The sequence below is a fragment of the Aquamicrobium aerolatum DSM 21857 genome (genome assembly GCF_900113935.1).
In the GTDB taxonomy this organism is placed as follows: domain Bacteria; phylum Pseudomonadota; class Alphaproteobacteria; order Rhizobiales; family Rhizobiaceae; genus Aerobium; species Aerobium aerolatum.
This window is the reverse complement of record NZ_FORF01000007.1, coordinates 18,483-39,642: the sequence shown is the minus strand read 5'-3', so window position 1 is coordinate 39,642 and position 21,160 is coordinate 18,483. Positions and strand designations below refer to the sequence as shown.

At 60.1% G+C, this 21,160-nt stretch carries 21 protein-coding genes; 14 read left to right on the top strand and 7 right to left on the bottom strand.

Features of this window, described 5'->3' with window-relative positions; all coding sequences use genetic code 11:
- Nucleotides 1–67: 67 nt before the first annotated feature.
- Together BMZ42_RS07245 and BMZ42_RS07240 are read left to right on the top strand one after the other, a co-directional pair.
- Complete coding sequence (locus BMZ42_RS07245; protein WP_342028928.1) at nt 68–565, top strand: TadE/TadG family type IV pilus assembly protein; 498 nt, start codon at nt 68–70, stop codon at nt 563–565.
- The gene (locus BMZ42_RS07240) at nt 562–1,173 is read left to right on the top strand and encodes a TadE/TadG family type IV pilus assembly protein (protein WP_091520421.1); all 612 of its coding nucleotides are present in this window, start codon (nt 562–564) and stop codon (nt 1,171–1,173) included. The genes BMZ42_RS07245 and BMZ42_RS07240 overlap by 4 nt, the downstream gene beginning before the upstream one ends.
- A gap of 19 nt (nt 1,174–1,192) precedes the next feature.
- Here BMZ42_RS07240 and BMZ42_RS07235 read toward each other — a convergent pair whose 3' ends face one another.
- The gene (locus tag BMZ42_RS07235; RefSeq protein ID WP_139207882.1) at nt 1,193–2,047 is read right to left on the bottom strand and encodes a PhnD/SsuA/transferrin family substrate-binding protein; all 855 of its coding nucleotides are present in this window, start codon (nt 2,045–2,047) and stop codon (nt 1,193–1,195) included.
- A gap of 112 nt (nt 2,048–2,159) precedes the next feature.
- Between BMZ42_RS07235 and BMZ42_RS07230 the strand changes: the two genes are divergently transcribed.
- The 8 genes from BMZ42_RS07230 to BMZ42_RS07195 all read left to right on the top strand — a co-directional run bounded on the left by BMZ42_RS07230 (nt 2,160) and on the right by BMZ42_RS07195 (nt 11,157).
- On the top strand, nt 2,160–3,386 hold the full coding sequence (locus BMZ42_RS07230; protein WP_091520417.1) for a phosphopentomutase: 1,227 nt from the start codon (nt 2,160–2,162) through the stop codon (nt 3,384–3,386).
- Nucleotides 3,379–4,272 carry a bifunctional DNA-formamidopyrimidine glycosylase/DNA-(apurinic or apyrimidinic site) lyase gene (gene mutM, locus BMZ42_RS07225; RefSeq protein WP_091520415.1) on the top strand — a complete coding sequence of 298 codons (894 nt, stop codon included), beginning with the start codon at nt 3,379–3,381 and terminating at the stop codon, nt 4,270–4,272. The genes BMZ42_RS07230 and mutM overlap by 8 nt, the downstream gene beginning before the upstream one ends.
- Nucleotides 4,273–4,315: 43 nt before the next feature.
- Entirely contained in the window at nt 4,316–5,089 is a 774-nt protein-coding gene (locus BMZ42_RS07220; protein WP_091520412.1) for an enoyl-CoA hydratase, read from the top strand.
- Nucleotides 5,090–5,262: 173 nt separating this feature from the next.
- Nucleotides 5,263–5,529 (top strand): 30S ribosomal protein S20, encoded by a 267-nt coding sequence (rpsT, locus tag BMZ42_RS07215; protein WP_091520409.1) that lies wholly within the window; start codon nt 5,263–5,265, stop codon nt 5,527–5,529.
- A gap of 867 nt (nt 5,530–6,396) precedes the next feature.
- Complete coding sequence (gene dnaA / locus BMZ42_RS07210) at nt 6,397–7,863, top strand: chromosomal replication initiator protein DnaA (protein ID WP_091520708.1); 1,467 nt, start codon at nt 6,397–6,399, stop codon at nt 7,861–7,863.
- 182 nt (nt 7,864–8,045) lie between these two features.
- Nucleotides 8,046–9,164, top strand: coding sequence for a DNA polymerase III subunit beta (gene dnaN, locus BMZ42_RS07205; protein ID WP_091520407.1), 1,119 nt, complete (start codon nt 8,046–8,048; stop codon nt 9,162–9,164).
- Nucleotides 9,165–9,201: 37 nt separating this feature from the next.
- On the top strand, nt 9,202–10,350 hold the full coding sequence (gene recF, locus BMZ42_RS07200) for a DNA replication/repair protein RecF (RefSeq protein ID WP_091520405.1): 1,149 nt from the start codon (nt 9,202–9,204) through the stop codon (nt 10,348–10,350).
- Between the two features lie 39 nt (nt 10,351–10,389).
- Entirely contained in the window at nt 10,390–11,157 is a 768-nt protein-coding gene (locus BMZ42_RS07195; RefSeq protein WP_091520402.1) for a molybdopterin-synthase adenylyltransferase MoeB, read from the top strand.
- A 15-nt stretch (nt 11,158–11,172) separates the two neighbouring features.
- Here BMZ42_RS07195 and BMZ42_RS07190 read toward each other — a convergent pair whose 3' ends face one another.
- Entirely contained in the window at nt 11,173–12,174 is a 1,002-nt protein-coding gene (locus tag BMZ42_RS07190) for a 2-hydroxyacid dehydrogenase (protein WP_091520401.1), read from the bottom strand.
- A 183-nt stretch (nt 12,175–12,357) separates the two neighbouring features.
- On the opposite strand from BMZ42_RS07190, the gene BMZ42_RS07185 reads away from it, so the two are divergent.
- Entirely contained in the window at nt 12,358–12,915 is a 558-nt protein-coding gene (locus BMZ42_RS07185) for an SH3 domain-containing protein (protein WP_091520703.1), read from the top strand.
- A gap of 11 nt (nt 12,916–12,926) precedes the next feature.
- Here the strand turns inward: BMZ42_RS07185 and BMZ42_RS07180 are convergent, their stop codons facing one another.
- Nucleotides 12,927–13,907, bottom strand: coding sequence for an adenosine deaminase (locus BMZ42_RS07180; protein ID WP_091520398.1), 981 nt, complete (start codon nt 13,905–13,907; stop codon nt 12,927–12,929).
- A gap of 115 nt (nt 13,908–14,022) precedes the next feature.
- Between BMZ42_RS07180 and ubiE the strand changes: the two genes are divergently transcribed.
- Genes ubiE through coaBC form a run of 3 tightly spaced genes read left to right on the top strand, consistent with a single transcriptional unit; the run spans nt 14,023 to nt 17,625 of the window.
- Nucleotides 14,023–14,799, top strand: a complete 777-nt coding sequence (gene ubiE / locus BMZ42_RS07175; protein WP_091520698.1) for a bifunctional demethylmenaquinone methyltransferase/2-methoxy-6-polyprenyl-1,4-benzoquinol methylase UbiE — start codon at nt 14,023–14,025, stop codon at nt 14,797–14,799.
- A 13-nt stretch (nt 14,800–14,812) separates the two neighbouring features.
- A complete protein-coding gene (ubiB, locus tag BMZ42_RS07170; protein ID WP_091520395.1) occupies nt 14,813–16,381 on the top strand; it encodes a 2-polyprenylphenol 6-hydroxylase in 1,569 nt (522 codons plus the stop codon).
- Nucleotides 16,382–16,401: 20 nt separating this feature from the next.
- Nucleotides 16,402–17,625: a bifunctional phosphopantothenoylcysteine decarboxylase/phosphopantothenate--cysteine ligase CoaBC gene (coaBC, locus tag BMZ42_RS07165; protein ID WP_091520694.1), complete on the top strand. Its 1,224-nt coding sequence runs from the start codon at nt 16,402–16,404 to the stop codon at nt 17,623–17,625.
- On the opposite strand, the gene deoA is transcribed toward coaBC, so the two are convergent.
- The 4 genes from deoA to BMZ42_RS07145 are packed head-to-tail and all read right to left on the bottom strand — an operon-like array spanning nt 17,626 to nt 21,160.
- Complete coding sequence (deoA, locus tag BMZ42_RS07160) at nt 17,626–18,951, bottom strand: thymidine phosphorylase (RefSeq protein WP_091520394.1); 1,326 nt, start codon at nt 18,949–18,951, stop codon at nt 17,626–17,628.
- Between the two features lie 36 nt (nt 18,952–18,987).
- Nucleotides 18,988–19,794, bottom strand: coding sequence for a purine-nucleoside phosphorylase (locus BMZ42_RS07155; protein WP_091520391.1), 807 nt, complete (start codon nt 19,792–19,794; stop codon nt 18,988–18,990).
- A complete protein-coding gene (cdd, locus tag BMZ42_RS07150; protein ID WP_091520390.1) occupies nt 19,791–20,183 on the bottom strand; it encodes a cytidine deaminase in 393 nt (130 codons plus the stop codon). Before cdd ends, BMZ42_RS07155 begins: the two co-directional genes overlap by 4 nt.
- 5 nt (nt 20,184–20,188) lie before the next feature.
- The gene (locus BMZ42_RS07145; protein WP_091520387.1) at nt 20,189–21,160 is read right to left on the bottom strand and encodes an ABC transporter permease; all 972 of its coding nucleotides are present in this window, start codon (nt 21,158–21,160) and stop codon (nt 20,189–20,191) included.

Here is a 21,160-nt window from a genome sequence, read left to right as displayed (position 1 = left end):
GGCAACGACGAAGTCACAAACTTCCCGTTCCATTTTCCATCGCTTCAGGCGTAGCGTCGATGGAAATGTGGCGATCGAATTTGCAGCACTTGCCCTTCCCTTCTGCCTTCTGGTTTTCGCCATCCTGGAAAGCTGCATCTCGTTTGCGGCACAACAGGTCATGACCAGCGTGACGGATGATGTTGCACGCAAATTCCGCACCGGCCAGATCCGGGCTGCAGACATCAACCCGACGGATCTGCAATACAAACTACGCGACATGATCTGCGAACCGCTGCAGATTGTCGTATCAAAAGGCTGCCCCGGGCTGGAAATCGACCTGCGATCACATGCGACCTTCAAGCAGGCAGCCGATCACAAGGTCAAGTTCAAGCCGGATGGTGATCTCGACGTCAAGGACTTCAAGATCGCCCTGGGCGATGCCCAGTCGAAGAACCAGTTGCGCGTTTTTTATCGATGGCCGGTGATGACAGACCTCATGCGCAAGGCAATGTCCAATCTGCCAGACGGCAAGACACTGCACTACGCCACTGTGACGTGGCAGAACGAGCCGTTTGAAGAATGACGGCCATCTATCTGGGGGCAGCGATGCGTGACTGGATCTTGCGCTTGGTCAAGGATCGACAGGGCGTTGCAGTTGTCGAATTTGCACTGATCGTTCCGTTTCTACTGATATTCTACTTCCTTTCGATGGAGGTTTCGCAGGCGATCGAAAACAACAAGAAAGTCAGCCGGATCGGATCCATGGTAGCCGACCTCGTTGCCCAGAATGCCGACGTAACCCCGGCAGAACTCGATGCAATCATGCAGATCGGAAGCGCCGTGCTCCAGCCATATGGCCGCTCCGCGCCGCGTATTGCCGTGACCGGCATCTATTTGACAGACGAAGCGACCCCCAAGGCTCAGGTCGTATGGTCCCGCAAGATGGCAAACGGGGTTTTCAGCCGCGCTGCTCTCAAGGGGACAGTGACCAGCGTCCCGACTGCGCTGAAAATTCGCGACACCTTTATTGTGCGGGTGGAAAGCGAGCTCGACTATCGCCCGGTGATCGCCTGGAGCGCGGACGGCAAAGCAGCAATGGGACTTGCAGCCGCTTTTGACAACATCAACATGTCAGAGACGTACTATCTGCGCCCGCGCATGAGCTCGGATGTTCAATGTGCATCCTGCTGAGAGCGTCAACGCCAGCTTCCTATTCAGCCTCCAACGACTCCAGAATTTTGACTGCCGGCTGGTAGTCGTCTCGTGAAGCTGCCACGAACCCTCCCCCATAGGCGCGATTGATATAAACCAGCTCCGCATCGGTGCCGTCGACCAACATCGCAACAAGCTTCTGGCGCATATCGCGCGACAGGTCGGCGCGGACTGCGTGGGGACCATGACGCAAGACATCCGATTCCCATTCGATCCTGCTCTCGGTGCCTGCGCTGCTCATCGCGGCAAGTCGATCCGGTGTTCCACCGGGCAGGTTTTCGCCGGATGATGACACCGGAACCCAGCCAAAAATTGCATCAACCGCACCGGCAACAAACTCTTCTTGTGCGTCCTGCGCGCTCGGAAAATCGACAAGGCGCTGCGCCGAACGCGCCTCGAACGCATCAGGCCACAACGCCAGCGGCGCAAGTCGACCCGCCACGCTATCAGGAGCGCCAACCGCAATACGCTCCAGCGCCCGTTCAGTTCTGGTCATCAAGATCGAGCGCACACCGATTGCGCCCTCGCTGGTCATAGGGGTCGCGATCGGCTCCACGCATCCACACCGAGCGGCTGCAGCGTAGGAAAGGGCCGTATAAATGGCATAGTCGACGCGCCCGGCGACGTGAGCTGCCACCAGCGCTTCGTGATCACGCGCCGCGATGACCTCGACAGAGCGACCCAATGCGCGCGAAAACATCTCGCGTATCCCGGACACCCCTTCGATCTCAGGTACATCCGAGGCAGCGACCACCATGCCGATACGGAATGGCTCTTCGGTCCGTGGCTGCGACAAGGCTGCCTGCGACATTGCCATCAGCAACGCGCAGAGCCGGATCATGTATCTTACCAAGATCGGCACTCCCTCTTCATGCGGCAATCATCCCCGACTATGGTTTCTGAATTGCCAAGCCTCACCTCGCCTCCTATCTCTTGACGGACCAAGACCGGCAAAGGTTGCTCAGATGGCACGTGCATTTCTGTTTGTCCTCGATTCCTTCGGCATTGGCGGAGCACCCGATGCAGCCCGCTTTGACGATGCGGGTGCCGATACGCTCGGCCATATCGAGGCAGCCTGCGCGAACGGGGACGCGGATGTCGCGGGACTGCGCTCAGGGCCGCTTTCCCTTCCCAACATGCAGGCTCTCGGCCTCTCGCATGCAGCTGCAATCAATCATGACCGGCCATTGCCCGCAGCAACGGTCAACGGCTTTTTCGGTGCCGCCACCGAAATTTCGTCTGGAAAGGACACGCCTTCCGGCCATTGGGAAATTGCAGGACTGCCCGTTACATTCGACTGGGGCTACTTTCCCGATACCCATCCCGCATTCCCGCAAGATTTCACGGATGCGCTCATCAGGGAGGCAGGTCTGCCCGGCATACTCGCCAACTGCCATGCCCCCGGCATCGAAGTCATCGAACAGTATGGCGAGGAGCATATCCGGACCGGCAAACCGATCTGCTACACATCAGTGGATTCCGTGATCCAGATTGCAGCGCATGAGCAGCATTTCGGCCTCCAGCAACTTTACCATGTTTGTGAGATCGCCCGCAGACTGGCTAACGATATGAATATCGGCCGCGTGATCGCGCGCCCGTTCATCGGTGAAACTCCAGAGACGTTTGAACGTACAGCGAACCGAAAGGACTACGCCACGCCACCACCGGAACCGACGCTGCTTGACCGGCTCGTATCGGCGGGCCGCCAGGTCCACGCAGTCGGCAAGATCGGCGACATCTTTGCTCACCGAGGCATCTCCAGCCTGCGCAAAGCGCCGAACAACATGGCGATGATGGATCAGGCGATTGCAGCGATCAACAATGCCGACAGCGGCGATCTCGTCTTCGTCAATTTCGTCGACTTCGACACCAATTTCGGCCATCGGCGCGATGTCTGCGGCTATGCAGCAGCGCTCGAGGCCTTCGATGCCCGGCTGCCTGAAGTGCTCGCGCTGCTGCAGCCCGGCGATCTCCTCCTGCTGACCGCCGATCATGGATGCGATCCGACCTGGAAAGGTACGGACCACACGCGCGAGCGGATTCCGATCATCGGCACGGGTCCAGGGCTGAAAGCCGTGTCGGTGGGTGTACGCGCAACATTCAGCGACATTGGCGAGACCATTGCCGAGCATCTCGGCATCGCAGCTGGATCCCATGGAACATCATTCCGGGCGCTTTTGAACCATGCCTGAACTCCCCGAAGTCGAAACAGTTCGCCGCGGGTTGCAACCCGTCTTCGAAGGCTCGCGCATCACGCGTGTCGAGCAGCGCAGGCCCAATCTGCGGTTTCCTTTTCCAGAAGACTTTGTCTCCAGATTGACAGATCGCGTGGTCGTGTCACTGGGGCGGCGGGCAAAATATCTGACGATACATCTTGATCAGGACCCGGTCCTGATCTGCCATCTTGGAATGTCGGGCTCGTTTCGGATCCTCTCCGGCGAGGACGACAGGACACCCGGCGAATTTCATCACGAGCGCTCGAAAATCGAGGCGCACGACCATGTTGTCTTTCACCTGCTTGAACCATCGGGCGCGCAGCATCGGGTTGTATTTAACGATCCACGTCGCTTCGGCTTCATGATCTTTTCAGATGCCGCGACGCTGCACGAGCATCCGTCGCTCGCCGGCCTCGGCATCGAACCGACAGGCAACGCGCTCGACGGCAAACTGCTGGGCGACTTGCTGCGCGGCAAACGCACCCCGCTCAAGGCGGCTCTTCTCGACCAAAGGCTGATCGCAGGCCTTGGCAACATCTATGTCTGCGAGGCCCTGTGGCGCGCCGGATTGTCGCCCGAACGAGAGGCTGGATCGATTGCACCCGCACCGGGTCGACGCAATGCCAAATGCGACCGCCTGGCCGACGCCATCCGCGCTGTCATAGCGGAAGCCATCATCGCAGGCGGATCATCACTGCGCGACCACGTTCAGGCTGACGGCTCGCTGGGCTACTTCCAGCACAGTTTTGCGGTCTATGGACGCGAGGGCAAACCGTGCCGCACGGATGGCTGCGGCAAGCCAATTGCGCGCATCGTGCAGAGCGGGCGCTCGACCTTCTATTGCCCGGCGTGCCAGCGTTAGCTATCACCATATCAAGATCATCCGACATATCAGGGAGCGTGCAATGGCCTACGAAACAATCCTCGTCGAAACTCGCGGCAAGGTGGGCCTCATCACCCTCAACCGGCCCAAAGCCCTCAACGCGCTCAACTCACAAATGCAGGAAGACGTCGTTGCCGCGCTGCAGGCTTACGAGGCTGACGAGACGATCGGTGCGATCGTCATCACGGGTTCAGAGAAAGCTTTCGCGGCCGGTGCTGATATCAAGGAAATGCACCAGAAGTCATATATCGACATGTATATGGCGGACTTCTTTTCCGGCTGGGATGCGATGCTGCGCATCCGCAAGCCGATCATTGCCGCGGTGTCCGGCTATGCACTCGGCGGCGGATGCGAACTGGCGATGATGTGCGACTTCATCATTGCCGGCGACAACGCCAAATTTGGCCAGCCGGAAATCACGCTAGGCGTGATGCCGGGCATGGGCGGCTCGCAACGCCTGACCCGCTTTGTCGGCAAATCCAAGGCAATGGACATGTGCCTGACGGGTCGGATGATGGACGCTGAGGAAGCGGAGCGCAGCGGTCTGGTGTCGCGCGTGGTTCCCGCTGCAACACTGGTCGACGAAGCGCTCAAGGCAGCTGAAAAGATCGCCTCGTTCTCGCTGCCGGCGGTGCTGATGAACAAGGAGGCCGTCAACCGCTCCTATGAGACCACACTGACGGAAGGCCTGCGCTTCGAGCGGCGGGTGTTTCACTCCATGTTCGCCCTTGAGGACCAGAAAGAGGGCATGGAAGCCTTTTCGGACAAACGTGCACCCAACTTCCGCAACCAATGAGTTTTGTCCCCGGATTCAAGCCACTGAAGCGTTGACGTCCGGGCAAAGCTCCTCTATAAGCCGCCGCAACTGGGCGGTATAAATCCGCCCCTTGTATTTATTGCGCCTGACGGTATCTCCTCAACGGACTATCCGCCTAGGTGCCCACACTGAGATAGTGAGAGAGAGGCATTATGGCCAATACGTCTTCGGCCAAGAAGGCTACGCGCAAGATCGCTCGCCAGACCGCGGTCAACAAGAACCGTCGCTCGCGTGTCCGCACATTCATCCGCAAGGTTGAAGAGGCGCTGACCGCCGGCGACAAGGATGCAGCACAGGCTGCCTTCAGCGTCGCCCAGCCGGAGCTGATGCGCGCTGTCTCCAAGGGCGTCTTCCATCGCAATACGGCGTCCCGCAAGGTTTCGCGTCTGGCACAGCGCGTGAAGGCACTGTCTGCCTGAGCTAGCCTCCTTCTTAGTATTCGCATTAAAAAACCCGGCGCATTGCGACCGGGTTTTTTGTTGCGTGAATTCTTTGCCGACAATTGATCTTGCGTAACCTTATGGGAAGTAACTCCTTTTGTCGGCATACACTGGCTTGACCGGCAGCCGGCGGCGACCTAACGGCACCACCAAGCACGCCAGCGGCATATTTTGTGCTTATATATCAGAAGCTTACCCTAGGTACGGCTCTCAAGTGAGGCATTCTGGCGAGTCTTTGAAGAGGCTTTCGCTGTCAAGCAATTTTTATAGCAAAATGAGTCAATCGGTCGCAGAACGGCAAAGGTTTTGAATCAAAAGGCTTTTGTGAGACGGGCTGATCTTGGCGGACCCGAGTCAAGCTGAATCTCTGCCCTTGAGGACGAAAAATTCCACTTCTGTCTCTTGCCCTTTGACCGCCTCATTTTGTAAAGTCCAGTCATCGAAGGGGCGGGCATATTGGACCGCTAATCCAGCCAGTTTTAGGCATATTTGAGCCGTGGGCACTTCCCCGCGGACGTCCAATATATGGCCTTTCGTGGACAGGGGACTGCAAAGACGTAAGGGTATTCAAACTTCGGGCTCTGGCTCGAGGTCGGTCTTTTTTGCGCATTTTTTGTGACTGACGGCAAATCCCATCAGGCACCAGCGAGAAGGAAGGTGGACCACCAAGCATATAGAACGCGGGACAAGATGTACTGCGTCGTCAAGTCGGATGCGGTTAGAAATCGACAGCGACGCAAGGCGGAAGTCATACAGGGAAAGTCAAGAAGCATGCACAGCGGCATCGAAAGAGCGGCGGCCGATACGGCGTCGTTTGAATCAGCAACATCGAACGAGGGGACCGGCATGACGTCAGCAGGCGGCACTGAAGCCAATTTCGAGCGCGTGAAAGCGCAGCTCAAGGCCCGCCTCGGCAATGACGTCTATTCGAGCTGGTTTGGCCGCATGAAAGTGGCGGAGGCCTCCCGTGGCCTGATCCGCCTCTCGGTGCCTACCGCGTTTCTTCGCCAGTGGATCAACAGTCACTATCTCGACGTGATCACCGAATTGTGGAAGCAGACCGAGCCATCCACGCTCAAGGTGGAAATCGTCGTCCGCTCTGCCGCGCGCAGCGTCGCACCCGTCGAGGAAGACGTGGCGCCGGCACGCAGAAACAACATTCGCCCCACAGCAACCGCCCAGACAATGCCGACAATGGCGCGTGCCGAAGGCGCGATCCCATCGCAGCCAGTGCACGGCGCAGAGCGCCAGGGCAAACAAGCTGTGCTCGGCTCCCCACTTGACCCGCGCTATACGTTCGATTCCTTCGTCCAGGGGCCGTCGAACCGCGTCGCCTTTGCCGCCGCGCGCTCCCTGTCTGAGTCTTCGCCAAGCGCGCTGCGCTTCAACCCGCTGTTCATTCATGCGTCCGTCGGCCTCGGCAAGACCCATCTGCTGCAGGCAATTGCCGCGGAAACAATCCGCCTCAAGCCGCAGGCTCACGTCGTCTACCTGACGGCTGAATATTTCATGTGGCGTTTTGCAACGGCAATTCGCGACAACTACGCGCTGCACCTGAAGGAGCAGCTGCGCGACATCGACCTTCTCATCATCGACGACATGCAGTTCCTGCAGGGCAAGTCGATCCAGCACGAGTTCTGCCATCTGATCAACATGCTCCTCGACAGCGCCAAGCAGGTGGTGGTTGCGGCGGACCGCCCACCATCAGAACTGGAGTCGCTGGAGCCACGCGTGCGCTCGCGCCTCAATGGCGGCGTTGCGCTCGAAATGGCGCTGCCAGACTACGAGATGCGCCTGTCGATCCTGCAGCAGCGTTACGCCGCCGCACGGATGGAAATGCCGACGCTGGAAATTCCGGAAGAGATCCTGTCCCATGTCGCCCAGACCGTGACCGGTAGCGGTCGCGAACTGGAGGGGGCGTTCAACCAGATCCTGTTCCGCCAGTCGTTCGAGCCAGAAATGTCGATCGACTGGGTGAAGGAGGTTCTCGGCAATGTCTACAGCGCCGGCGAGCCCAAGCGCGTGCGCATCGAGGACATCCAGCGCATTGTCGCCCGCCACTACAACGTATCGAAGAACGAGCTCCTTTCGAACCGGCGTACCCGGACGATTGTCAAGCCGCGCCAGATCGCGATGTATCTGGCAAAGGTGATGACACCACGCTCTCTGCCCGAGATCGGGCGTCGTTTTGGCGGCCGGGACCACACCACGGTTCTGCACGCAGTGCGCAAGATCGAAGGGCTGTCGGGCGCTGACAACACGATGGCGCAGGAACTGGAGCTGCTCAAGCGCCTGATCGCCGAACAGGCCTGATCGCCGCCTGAGCGCGTTTTCCCCAAAAATCTTGTGCGCGCGGCCACCAAAGGCGGCGCGCACTTGCGTTCCGGTTCATTTCCCGTCAGGGTCTACGTCCATTTCCGCTTCGGCATTTACCGCCCAGTGGGCGTATCCGGCCTGAACTCTGACCTTAGTTTTCTGCGAGATCCTTGCGTATCATGCGTGTAACCCTCGAACGCTCCAATCTCCTCAAGTCGCTGAACCACGTCCACCGTGTCGTCGAGCGTCGCAATACGATCCCGATCCTTTCGAACGTGCTTCTCTCGGCGACGGATGCAAGCCTCCAGCTGAAGGCGACAGACCTCGACCTGGAAGTGACCGAGTCGACCGCTGCGACCGTCGAGCAAGGCGGTGCAACCACCGTGCCGGCGCATCTGCTCTACGACATCGTGCGCAAGCTGCCAGACGGCGCAGAAGTCATGCTCAAGGTCGATGAGAGCGGCAACTCGATGACCGTGATGTCAGGGCGCTCGTCGTTTCGATTGCAGTGCCTGCCGCAGGCCGATTTTCCGGAGCTCTCTGCGGGCACTTTTACCCATGTCTTCCGTCTCCCTTCCGATCATCTGAAGGGACTGATCGAGAAAACGCAGTTTGCGATCTCGACCGAGGAAACGCGCTACTATCTCAACGGCATCTACTTCCACACGCATGAGGATGGCGGCAAGCTTACCCTGCGCTCGGTGGCAACGGATGGCCATCGCCTCGCGCGCGCCGACGTCGAGGCGCCTTCGGGCTCTGAAGGCATGCCGGGCATCATCATTCCACGAAAGACCGTCAGCGAGTTGCAAAAGCTCGTTGATGCGCCGGACGTGCAGGTGACGACCGAATTGTCGGACACCAAGATCCGCTTCACCATTGGCAGCGTGATCCTGACATCCAAGCTGATCGACGGGACATTCCCGGACTATCAGCGCGTCATTCCGACCGGTAACGACAAGCAGCTGGTGATCGACCGGCAGGCTTTCGCCCAGGCTGTTGACCGTGTCTCGACCATCTCGTCGGAGCGCGGACGCGCGGTCAAGCTGTCAATCTCGTCGGGCCAGGTGACATTGACCGTCAACAATCCGGATTCCGGAAGTGCGACGGAAGAAATCGTGGCCGATTATGATGCTGACCCAATCGAGATTGGCTTCAACGCAAAATATTTGCTCGATGTCGCGGCGCAGCTCTCTGGCGGCGAGGCACGGTTCATGCTGGCGGATGCCGGCTCACCGACACTGATCCACGACACTAGCGATGCGCATGCGCTGTACGTTCTGATGCCGATGCGGGTATAGACCGGCCATCGACACTGACAGGAAACGAGCCTGGTCCATGCCGACCCGCGAAACGCAGACGCATGTCGCTCGTTTGATGCTGACGGACTTTCGCAACTACACCAGCGAGGCGCTCGATTTTGCGCCTGGCGCGGTGGTGCTGACGGGAGAAAACGGCGCCGGAAAGACCAATCTGCTCGAGGCGGTTTCGTATCTTTCGCCCGGACGGGGCATGCGCCGTGCATCCCACGAAGACGTTGCGCGTGCCGGATCCGACGGCTTTGCGATCCATGCTCGTGTCGACGGGCCACAGGGCGAAGTCGAGATCGGAACCGGAACGCTGTTCGAACGCAGCCCGACAGCCGAAAGCACCGTGAGGCGGGTCCGCATCAACGGCGCCAATGCCCGCTCCGCAGACGAACTCCTCGACTGGCTTCGCGTCATCTGGCTGGTACCGGCGATGGACGCGCTGTTTACGGGGCCAGCAGCCGAAAGGCGTCGCTTCATCGACCGGCTGGTGCTGGCGATCGATCCGAGCCACGGACGCCGAGCGCTCGATTACGAAAAGGCAATGCGCGGTCGAAACCGGCTTTTGCTGGACAATGCGCGTGACGATGGGTGGTTTGACGCCATCGAGACCCAGATGGCGGAAACGGGTAGCGCCATCGCTGCTGCGCGGGTGGAGATGGTCCGGTTGCTCAGCGGCATGATGGAACGTCTGCCCGATGACAGCCCCTTCCCCAAGGCGGATATCGCATTGTCGGGGACGCTGGAGGAAGCTTTTACGCATCAGGCTGCCGTAGATGTGGAAGAAAGCTTCCGAAGCGCACTTGCCGGCAATCGCTATCGCGACCGTGCTGCTGGGCGAACTCTGGAAGGACCACACCGCTCTGATCTGCTCGTCCGTCACCGGCCCAAGAACATGCAGGCCGAATTGTGCTCGACGGGAGAACAGAAGGCACTTCTGACGGGCCTAGTGCTGTCGCATGCGCGTTTGGTGCGGGAATTGGCCGGCACCGCTCCGATCCTGCTGCTCGACGAAATCGCCGCGCATCTCGATGCTGGAAGGCGCGCAGCGCTGTTCGATATTCTCGCCGACCTCAATTGTCAGGCATTCATGACCGGGACCGATGCCGCACTCTTCTCGAGCCTTGCCGGACAAGCGCAGTTCTTCACCGTTTCAGGCGGCAAAGTTAGCCCCGTTTGAGACGCTGACTTTCAGCGATGGCAAGGCTATCCTGTCGTCATGAACCAGACCTCCACCCCCCTCGCCCCGGAAGAACTCGAACGCTACGCGCGCCATATCGTGCTGCCGGAGGTCGGTGGCGCTGGCCAGCAGAAGCTGAAACGGGCGCGCGTGCTGGTGGTGGGCGCCGGCGGACTTGGCGCGCCAATCCTCCTCTATCTGTCTGCCGCAGGCGTCGGCACGCTCGGGATCGTTGATGACGACATCGTGTCGCTGTCGAACCTGCAGCGCCAGGTGATCCACAGCATGCAGACGCTGGACATGAGCAAGGTGGAAAGCGCGGCGGCGACAATCGGCAGGATCAATCCGCACGTCGCCGTCGAGTTGCACCAAATGCGGCTCGACACGAAGAATATTGGCGACATCGTCAGCGCCTATGATCTGGTCGTGGACGGCACCGACAATTTCGCGACCCGCTACGCGGTTGCCGATGCCTGCGCTGCGGCGCAGCGTCCGCTGGTCACCGGTGCGGTCGGGCGGTTCGATGGATCGGTGACGGTTCTCAAACCCTTCGAGAAGAACGCGCAGGGCCAGCGCAACCCTTCCTATCGCGATCTGTTCCCCGAGCCACCGCCTGCCGATCTCGTGCCCTCCTGTGCCCAGGCCGGCATCATCGGCGCGCTTGTCGGCGTGATCGGCACCCTGCAAGCCATGGAAGCAATCAAGCTGATCACCGGCATTGGCGAGCCGCTTGTCGGTCGATTGCTGATGTATGACGGACTTGGAGCAAACTTCGAGACAGTTCGCTACAAGGCGCAAGCACTGTAGCGAAGTCCCGCAGCATCAGACCCGAGAAGGAAGAACCCGATCTGGTGGGCGGTGGCCGTCAAAGAAGGTGCGGATATTGATCAGCACCTTTTCGCCCATGTCGATCCGGCCTTCGATCGTGGCCGATCCCATATGCGGCAGGATCACCACCTTGCCCTTTTTGGCCAGCTTCACCAGACGCGGACTGACAACGGGCTCGTGCTGGAACACGTCCAGCCCCGCTCCGGCGATCTTGTCCTGTTCCAGAAGCTTGAGCAGAGCGCTCTCATCAATGATGTCGCCGCGCGCCGTGTTGACGAGATATGCGGTCGGCTGCAGCAGCGCCAGGCGACGTGCCGACAGAAGGTGATAGGTCGCCGGGGTCGAGGGGCAGTTGACCGAGATGATGTCCATGCGCGCGAGCATCTGGTCGAGGCTTTCCCAATAGGTTGCCTCCAGCGCGTCCTCGGTGGCGGGCGCAACGCGCTGCCGGTTATGGTAGTGGATCGACAGGCCGAAAGCCTTGGCGCGGCGGGCAACGGCAGTGCCGATGCGGCCCATGCCGACGATGCCAAGCCGCTTGCCCCAGATGCGTCGACCCAGCATCCAGGTCGGCGACCAGCCGCCCCATTTTCCGCCATCGGTCAGGAACGTGGCTCCCTCCGTCAGCCGGCGGGGCACGGCAAGCATCAACGCCATGGTCATGTCGGCGGTGTCTTCGGTGAGGACGTTGGGCGTGTTGGTGACAACGATCCCGCGCTTGGCCGCACCGGCAACATCGATGTTGTCGACACCATTGCCAAAGGTCGCGATGAGCTTGAGGTTGGGGCCTGCCTGTTCGATCAGCGTCGCGTCAATCTTGTCGGTGACGGTCGGCACCAGCACGTCCGCCTCGCGCATGGCCTCACCCAGTTCGGCGTGCGACATGGGGCGATCTTCGACATTGAGGCGCGCGTCGAAAAGCTCCCGCATGCGGGTCTCGATTGCGTCCGGCAATTTCCGGGTGATCACGACAAGCGGCTTCTTTTTGCCAGCCATTGTTTCCTCGAATCCGGGTCTTGTTGAGACCTCTTTAACCAAGATTAGCGACACTTGGAAATGGCGTCGGCAGGATCACGGCATTGATGCCTGTGTATCAAGCCCCCCTGTCGAACACAAAGGAAAACAGGCCGACGCCGTCCAAGTCCGGTCATGTCGGGTGATGAAGTAGAAGTGAAACCAATGTCCCCTCGCGCAATCCTCAAATACGTTCTTTGCGCGGCACTGGCTCTGATCGGCAGCATCAGTGCCGATCTCGGCATTCTGTCAAAGGCAGCCCACGCGCAAAATACTGCGGTCGGCCCCAGCGGCCTGCCACTGCCACGCTTTGCCAGCTTGAAGTCCGGCCGGGTAAATCTGCGCATCGGACCCGGCCTGAAATATCCCGTGGAATGGCTTTATCTCAAGTCCGGCGTGCCGATGGAGATCATCCAGGAGTACGACAACTGGCGGCGTGTACGCGATTCAGAGGGTGCAGAGGGCTGGGTGAACCAGTCGCTGCTTTCCGGTCGCCGCACCGCCATCGCCGCGCCATGGCAAAAAGGCCAGGAGACAGAGCTTCTGCTTCGTGCAGGTCCGGACACGACCTCGCGGATCGTCGCCAAGCTTGAGCCCGGCGTCATCGGCAATATCAAGGCGTGCAATGGCCAGTGGTGCGAGATCGAATTCTCAGGCCACCGCGGCTGGCTCAGCCAGACACAGATCTGGGGTGCTTATCCGGGAGAGACCTACAAGGACTGACCCGCCCCAGGTCAGCGCCCCGATGCTGCTGCATCCAGGCGTGCAAGCAAGGCTGCGCGTGTCTGACGATCGACAAAGGCTGCGTTGATTGCGGTTTGCGTGACCGCAGCCAACTGCTTGTCCGAAAGACCAAAGTGGGTCGCCGCCACCTCATATTCGCGCTTCAGGGTCGTCCAGAAATGCGGCGGATCGTCTGAGTTGAGCGTGACCTTGCAACCCGCCTCGCGCAAAGCATTGAACGGGTGCTCGGAAAAGTCCCGATAGACTTTAAGCTCGATGTTCGACACAGGACACACTTCAAGCACTATGCCCTCATCAGCGATGCGCTTGACGAGATCCGGATCCTCAATGGCGCGAACGCCATGCCCGATGCGCGAGGGCCTGATATGGTCCAGTGCGTCGCGAACGCTTTGCGGCCCGCCAAACTCGCCGGCATGAACAGTGATGCCAAGCCCCGCCTCACGCGCAATCTCGAAAGCGCGAACATAGTCCTCCATCGCGCCAACGCGCTCATCCCCCGCAACGCCGAACCCGCTTACCAGCGGATGTCGGCATGTCGCAGCGAAACGCGCGGCCCGCTCAATCGACTCGACGCCGACGTGACGGACTCCGGTGACGATCATGCGGCCTTCGATGCCGGTCTTGGCCTTGGCTCGCGCCATCCCCTCTCCCAGCGCGTCGGTATAGGCTTTCGGCGAAAGCCCCGCACGCACCGCGTGGTCCGGAGATGTAAATACTTCCGAATAGATCGCCCCGTCCTTTGCAAGACTGGTCAGATAATATTCAGCAAGACGCGCGTAATCTTCCTCGCTGCGGAACAAATCGGCAGCAAAATCGTAAGCAGCCAGAAAAGACGTAAAATCGGTCCAGACAAAGGAACCGTCTCTGATGAACGGCTCAACCGAGGCATTATATTTGCGTGCCTGAGCGATCACCAGTTCAGGTGCAGCCGCGCCTTCGATATGGCAATGCAGTTCAGCCTTCAGTAACATTGTGCATCAGCTCCACAGGATCGCCACAAAACGCGGCCGAACATCGCGGCATCAACAATAGCGTCTGCGGCTGTGATCGGCTATGGTCCGGCCGAAATTTGAATGGATGAAAATCATGTCCGAACAGCGCACCACCGCCAATGGCGGCATGGAAACGGCCTATGGCTTCCGCGAAGTCGGGTTGGGAGAAAAGCAGGGTCTCGTCAACGAGGTTTTCCACAAGGTTGCAGGACGATACGACCTGATGAACGACATCATGTCGGTTGGCCTGCACCGCGTCTGGAAAGACTCGATGGTAGCCTGGCTGAACCCGCCCAAGCGGCCGGGTTGGCGCGTTCTCGACGTCGCTGGCGGCACCGGCGACGTCTCGTTCCGGATCATCGAAGCGTCCCAGCGCAATGCACATGCAACGATTCTCGACATCAATGGCTCTATGCTCGGGGTTGGCCAGGACCGCGCGGCCAAGCGCGGGCTTTCGGAATACACCGAGTTCGTCGAAGCCAACGCTGAGGAACTGCCGTTCGAAGACGAGACGTTCGACGCCTACACGATCGCGTTCGGCATCCGTAACGTCCCGCGCATCGATGTCGCGCTCTCGGAAGCCTACCGCGTTTTGAAGCCCGGCGGCCGTATTCTCGTGCTGGAGTTTTCAGAGGTCGAGATGCCCGTGCTCGACAAGGTCTACGAAGCCTGGTCGTTCAATGCCATTCCGCGCATCGGCGACCTGGTTGCGGGGGACGGTGAGCCTTATCGCTACCTCGTGGAGTCGATCCGCAAGTTCCCGGACCAGAAGAACTTTGCCGCGATGATCGAGAAGGCCGGATTTGAACGCGTCACATGGCGCAACTATTCGGGCGGCATCGCGGCATTGCATTCCGGCTGGAAACTGTGAGGCGGCGGCAGGCATGAGCAGCCCAACTGCCTGGTTCCGGCTGGCGCGTGCTGGCTGGATATTGACCCGCGAAGGCGTGATCGGTGCGTTACCCGGCGACCAGCTCACCGGACCTCCCCGCGCAGCCTGGGGTGTCGCGCGCTTCCTGTCGCGCCGCCGCGTGCGCAAATCGGATACCACGCTGCGCATGTCTCGCGCCATCGACCGTCTCGGGCCTTCCTATGTGAAGCTGGGACAGTTTCTGGCGACGCGTCCGGATGTGGTCGGAGCGGACATTGCTGCCGAACTGGCTAACCTTCAGGACCGCATGGCGACGTTCCCGACCGCGCAAGCAACGGCAGCAATTGCCGATTCGCTTGGCCGGCCGGTCACTGAGCTTTATTCCAGCTTCGATGATCCAATCGCTGCTGCGTCGATTGCGCAGGTTCACCCTGCCACCATCTGGCGCGAGGCAAGCGAGCACAAGGTTGCGGTCAAAGTGATCCGGCCAGGCGTGCGGCGCCGCTTCGCCAACGACCTGGAAGGCTTCTTCCTCGCAGCGCGCATGCAGGAACGGTTCATGCCGTCGACCCGCAGGTTGCGACCGGTCGAAATTGCGCAAGGTCTGGCGCAAACGACCAAGATCGAGATGGATCTGCGCCTCGAGGCGGCGGCCCTGTCTGAACTCGCCGAAAACACCAAGGATGATCCGGGGTTTCGTGTGCCGTGGGTCGACTGGGAACGCACGGGACGCGACGTCATCACCATGGAGTGGATCGACGGCGTCAAGATGAACGATCTTGACGGTCTGCGGGCAGCAGGTCACGACCTCAAAGCTGTTGCGACAGTGCTGATGCAGTCATTTCTGCGCCATACCCTGCGTGATGGTTTTTTCCACGCCGACATGCATCCGGGCAATCTCTTCGTTGACGGTGACGGCACTATCGTCGCCGTCGACATGGGCATCGCCGGTCGCCTCGGAAAGAAGGAACGCCGTTTCCTGGCCGAGATCCTCTATGGCTTCATCACGCGCGATTACCGACGCGTCGCTGAAGTACACTTCGAGGCCGGCTACGTACCGCGTAGTCATGACGTGAATGCGTTTGCACAGGCGATCCGCGCCATCGGTGAGCCGATCCATGGGCAACCTGCAGAGACGATCTCGATGGCGCGTCTGCTCACTCTGCTGTTCGAGGTCACCGAACTGTTCGACATGGAAACGCGCCCGGAACTGGTGCTGCTGCAGAAGACGATGGTGGTTGTCGAAGGCGTCGCACGAACCCTCGATCCGACGTTCAACATGTGGAAGGCAGCAGAGCCTGTCGTCGGTGGCTGGATCCGCAGCAATCTGGGCCCGCGCGGCATGTTTGAAGACGCACGCGACGGGCTTGAAGCACTCGTGTCACTGGCCCGCCAGGCACCTGATCTGGTCGCGCGCACAGAGCGCTTGTCGCGCGAGATTGATGCGATGGCGGAAAACGGCCTCCGCTTTGATGCGCAGACAGCCCGCGACATCGGCAAGGCAGAGGCCCGGCACACCAGATCAGGTCGTATTGCATTGTGGATCATCGCTGCCACGCTGCTATGGATGGCACTCAGCTGATCGGGACGAAGGGGGACGGCATGACGCTCTCGGAAAAACGTATCCTGCTCATCATTGGTGGCGGAATAGCCGCCTACAAGTGCCTCGACCTGATCCGTCGATTGCGCGAACGCGGTGCGAGCGTTCGCTGCGTGATGACAGAAGGCGCCCAGCAGTTCATTACTCCGCTTGCGGTGGGGGCGCTCTCGGCAGACCACGTCTTCACGGAGCTCTTCGACCGCCAGGATGAGCACGATGTCGGGCATATCCGACTATCGCGCGAAGCCGATTTGATTGTCGTTGCCCCGGCCACGGCCAACCTGATGGCAAAAATGGCAAACGGGTTGGCTGACGATCTGGCGTCAACCGTGCTGCTGGCAACCAACAAGCGCGTGCTGATCGCTCCAGCGATGAACCCACGCATGTGGAGCCATGCCGCCACGCAGCGCAATCGCGCCACACTCGAACGCGACGGCATCGCCTTTATCGGTCCCGCCAGAGGCGAGATGGCAGAAAGCGGCGAAGCCGGTGATGGCAGAATGGCCGAACCGCTGGAAATCGTCACAGCTATCGAACAGCTTCTGACTGACACGCCCAAACCGCTGGCCGGCAAGAAGATCATCGTCACATCCGGCCCCACCCATGAACCGATCGATCCGGTGCGCTACATTGCAAACCGCTCATCAGGCAAGCAGGGGCATGCGATTGCCGCTGCGTTGGCAAGACTTGGTGCTCAGGTCCATCTCGTCTCCGGACCGGTGACAATCCCAGACCCTGCTGGAGTTCACGTCGAGCATGTCGAGACAGCGCGGCAGATGAAGGCGGCTGTTGAAGCGGCGCTGCCAGCTGACGCCGGCGTGTTCGTTGCCGCGGTGGCCGACTGGCGTACGGACGGTGAATCCGGCCAGAAAATCAAAAAGGAAGAGGGCAAAGGACCGCCTGCCCTGCAGATGGTGGAGAACCCGGACATTCTCGCAACGATCGGGCATCATGCACAGCGTCCCCGACTCGTTGTCGGCTTCGCGGCCGAAACACAGAATGTCGTCGAAAATGCCCGGCGGAAGCTGGCCAAGAAGCGTGCAAACCTCATTGTTGCCAACGATGTCTCCCACGACAGCGGCATCAATGCTGCGGGCGTGATGGGCGGTGACCGCAATGTGGTGCGCGTCGTATCCGCCGATGGTGTCGACGAGTGGCCAGAAATGAGCAAGGACGAGGTTGCAGCGCGCCTTGCTGACGTGATCGCCACGCGACTGGGGAACTGATCAGTCCTGATGAATGATGCGTCGAAGGACTGTCCTGGGCGTACGGGGTTTGCCGTCTGCAAGCACGTAGGCCGAATGCAACGCGGCTTCGGCAGCATCCGCTTGCGATTCATTTCGCGCATGGATGACCGCGAATATCTCGCCTGCGCGCAACTCGGAGCCGACCGGGAGGAGTTCACTCACTCCGACTGAATGATCTATCCGGTCCTGCGGCAGTACTCGCCCACCGCCGAGAGAGACAACCGCCATACCGATATCCAGCGAAGCGATCGAATCGACAAAGCCCGATCGCTTTGCCCTTAGCGGCCGGATTACGTTGGCGGCAGGCAAATAGTCACCAGATCGTTCGACGAAATCTACAGGTCCGCCAAGCGCACTTACCATGCGCCCGAAAACCTCCGCCGCTTTTCCACTGGAAAGGGCGCCCTGTGCACGCAGCAGCGCGTCCTGATGAGATATGGCAATACCGCTCGACAGCAGCATCTCGCCTGCCAGTGCGAGCGTCACCTGCTCCAGACGACGATCCCGCTTGCGGCCGGTGAGGAAATCGACCGCATTCGCCACCTCAACGGCGTTGCCGGCGGCGCTGGCCAGCGGTTGATCCATATCCGTGATGAGCGCCGTCGTGGGCAAGCCCGCTCCGTTTGCCACGGCGACCAGACTTTGCGCCAGCGCATTCGCGCCTTTTCTGGTCGTCATGAAGGCACCGCTGCCGGTCTTGACGTCAAGCACCAGGCTGCCAAGGCCGGCGGCCAGTTTCTTGGACAGAATGGACGCCGTAATGAGCGGGATCGACGCCACTGTCGCGGTCACGTCACGGATCGCATAGAGCCGCTTGTCGGCAGGGGCCAGATCTGAGGTTTGCCCGATGATGGCGCAGCCAGTTTCCGCAACCACCTTACGAAACAAACTGCTATCCGGCTCGCTGACATAACCGGGGATCGCATCCATCTTGTCGAGCGTGCCGCCAGTATGGCCGAGCCCGCGTCCTGAAATCATCGGAACGTAGGCTCCACAGGCCGCAACGATCGGCGCGAGCATCAACGAGACATTGTCCCCGACCCCACCGGTCGAATGCTTGTCCGTTACCGGGCCGGGCAAATCGGACCAGTCCAGCACCAGACCCGAATTGCGCATCGCGAGCGTCAACGCGACCGCTTCATCGCGATTCATGCCCTTGAGAAAAATCGCCATTGCCAGCGCGGAGATCTGCCCCTCCGAGAAGCTGGCATCCGTCAGCCCGCCAACGAACGCCGCAATTTCGCTTTGATCGAGCGCCTGACCATCGCGTTTTCTGGCGATGATCTCCTGCGGCAGAGCCGTCATTCCATCTCCCCACCGCGCCGGAATGTCGTGAGGCTGCTAATCATCAAGCAACCTGTCAGCGAATATTCTCTTGAGGATCGTCGCCAGACGCTGTCCGCCCAAAGGAGCCATTTCCTTCGTCTCCTGATGCGAAAGCTCGTTGCCGGTCATGCCGGCCGCATAGTTGGTGACAACCGAGCAAGCGGCCGCACGCAGCCCCAAAAACCGCGCAAGAATGACCTCCGGCACCGTCGACATGCCGACGGCGTTGGCACCAAAGACCCGTGCCATTCGGATTTCGGCAGGCGTTTCGAATGAAGGGCCCGAAAACCACATATAGACACCCTTATGCAGCGGCGTGCCAGATGCCTTTGCGGCAGCTTCAAAAGCGGCACGCATTGCGGGGTCATAGGCCTCTGTCATGCCGACAAAGCGTCGGTCGGTAGGCTCGCCGAACAACGGATTGGCACCCGAGAAATTGATATGGTCGGTAATCAGCATCACCGATCCCGGTGCCATCTCGGCATCAAGCGAGCCCGCAGCGTTGGTCAGGAGCAACTGATCGATACCTATTCCAGCCAACACCTCCAGAACCGGCCGCATCGCGGCAGCATTGCCATGCTCGTAATAGTGGGAGCGACCTGCCAACATGAGTATCGGACTGCCCTCCAGATCCCCGGCTACAAGCTCCCCCGCATGTCCTGTCACGCCGCTTTTGGGAAACACCGGCAAGTCGGCGTAGGGAATGCGCACTGCATCCACCACTTCATCGACCAAAGCGCCCAGACCCGAACCAAGAACCAGAGCTGCTCTGGGCGCACGCCCCTCCAGCCTCTCGGTGATCGTGGCGATGGTGCGATTCATTTCAGCGTGTCTCCGGCAAAGCCGAGCGGCAGGATTTCCGCCATCGTCATGGTCTGCGCAATACCGGACTGATCGCACAGATGTAGCAAGGTATCCGGCCCGGCAAACTCAGCGAGGCGCTGACGGCATCCACCGCATGGCGTGATGCGATCCATCTTTTCGGCCACCACGGCGATCTCGGTGATCTTGCCGCCACCTGCCATGATGTAATGGCCAAGTGCGGTCGTCTCCGCGCACCAGCCTTCCGGAAAAGACGCCACCTCGATATTGGCGCCAGCAAACACCTTGCCGTCCGCCGTGCGCAACGCCGCGCCAACCGGGAATTTCGAATACGGCGCATAGGCACTTGCCATCGCTGTGCGGGCAGCCTCGAACAGATCATGAGACATCGAACTTACCGCTCCTTCACGTAGGGAATGCCACCGGCGCGCGGCGGGATCGCCTTGCCGATAAAGCCCGCCAAGAGAATGACTGTCAGAATGTAAGGCAAGGCCTGGAACAGTTGAGCGGGAACCCGACCGACCACAGGCAACGGCGTGCCCTGAAGACGAATCGCAAGCGCGTCAAGGAAGCCAAACAGCAGGCACGCAAACATTGCCGGCACGGGACGCCATTTCGCGAAGATCAGTGCCGCGAGCGCGATGTAGCCCTTGCCGGCTGTCATGTCCTTTACAAAGCCCGCATTCTGCGCAAGTGCCAGATAACTGCCGGCAAACCCGCACAACACGCCCGTGATCAGCACGGCTCGATAGCGCAACCACGGAACCGAAATACCGGCTGTGTCGACTGCTGCCGGGTTTTCGCCAACTGCACGCATGCGCAAGCCAAATCGTGTGCGAAACAGCACCCACCAAGTGACAAAAACCATCGCGAACGCAAAATAAGTCAGCGCTGAATGGCCGGAAATCAGCTCATAATAGGTGTAGCCAATCACCGGAATATCCTGCACCGCCTCAGCAAATGGCAGGGTAATCGCGCCGAAACGGCTTTCGGCATCCAACGACGGTGTTCGTCCGCCCTGTGAAAACCACGCCTGCCCCAGGATGATCGTAGAACCCGCTGCAATGAAGTTGATAGCGACACCAGAGACGATCTGGTTGCCTCGATGGGTGATCGACGCGAAGCCGTGCACCAGCGCCAGAAAGCCGGAGACCAGTATCGCAGCGCCAAGACCGGCCCAGGCAGAGCCATAGACCGCAGCCGCCGCCCCTGCCGCAAACGCGCCAGCGAGCATCTTGCCCTCCAGCCCGATATCGAACACGCCAGCGCGCTCAGAATAGAGCCCGGCAAGGCAGGCAAGCAGCAACGGAATAGACAAGCGGACCGTTGAGTCCAGCACGACAATCAAGGTGTTGAAGCTTTCCAT

Coding starts and splice junctions, on each gene's coding strand:
- mutM (WP_091520415.1), top strand. CDS start 3,379: ATGCCTGAACTCCCCGAAGTCGAAACAGTTCGCCGCGGGTTGCAACCC.
- dnaN (WP_091520407.1), top strand. CDS start 8,046: ATGCGTGTAACCCTCGAACGCTCCAATCTCCTCAAGTCGCTGAACCAC.
- BMZ42_RS07230 (WP_091520417.1), top strand. CDS start 2,160: ATGGCACGTGCATTTCTGTTTGTCCTCGATTCCTTCGGCATTGGCGGA.
- rpsT (WP_091520409.1), top strand. CDS start 5,263: ATGGCCAATACGTCTTCGGCCAAGAAGGCTACGCGCAAGATCGCTCGC.
- BMZ42_RS07240 (WP_091520421.1), top strand. CDS start 562: ATGACGGCCATCTATCTGGGGGCAGCGATGCGTGACTGGATCTTGCGC.
- BMZ42_RS07195 (WP_091520402.1), top strand. CDS start 10,390: ATGAACCAGACCTCCACCCCCCTCGCCCCGGAAGAACTCGAACGCTAC.
- coaBC (WP_091520694.1), top strand. CDS start 16,402: ATGACGCTCTCGGAAAAACGTATCCTGCTCATCATTGGTGGCGGAATA.
- ubiE (WP_091520698.1), top strand. CDS start 14,023: ATGTCCGAACAGCGCACCACCGCCAATGGCGGCATGGAAACGGCCTAT.
- BMZ42_RS07145 (WP_091520387.1), bottom strand. CDS start 21,160: ATGGAAAGCTTCAACACCTTGATTGTCGTGCTGGACTCAACGGTCCGC.
- dnaA (WP_091520708.1), top strand. CDS start 6,397: ATGACGTCAGCAGGCGGCACTGAAGCCAATTTCGAGCGCGTGAAAGCG.
- BMZ42_RS07190 (WP_091520401.1), bottom strand. CDS start 12,174: ATGGCTGGCAAAAAGAAGCCGCTTGTCGTGATCACCCGGAAATTGCCG.
- BMZ42_RS07180 (WP_091520398.1), bottom strand. CDS start 13,907: ATGTTACTGAAGGCTGAACTGCATTGCCATATCGAAGGCGCGGCTGCA.
- recF (WP_091520405.1), top strand. CDS start 9,202: ATGCCGACCCGCGAAACGCAGACGCATGTCGCTCGTTTGATGCTGACG.
- BMZ42_RS07220 (WP_091520412.1), top strand. CDS start 4,316: ATGGCCTACGAAACAATCCTCGTCGAAACTCGCGGCAAGGTGGGCCTC.
- cdd (WP_091520390.1), bottom strand. CDS start 20,183: ATGTCTCATGATCTGTTCGAGGCTGCCCGCACAGCGATGGCAAGTGCC.
- ubiB (WP_091520395.1), top strand. CDS start 14,813: ATGAGCAGCCCAACTGCCTGGTTCCGGCTGGCGCGTGCTGGCTGGATA.
- BMZ42_RS07155 (WP_091520391.1), bottom strand. CDS start 19,794: ATGAATCGCACCATCGCCACGATCACCGAGAGGCTGGAGGGGCGTGCG.
- BMZ42_RS07185 (WP_091520703.1), top strand. CDS start 12,358: ATGTCCCCTCGCGCAATCCTCAAATACGTTCTTTGCGCGGCACTGGCT.
- deoA (WP_091520394.1), bottom strand. CDS start 18,951: ATGACGGCTCTGCCGCAGGAGATCATCGCCAGAAAACGCGATGGTCAG.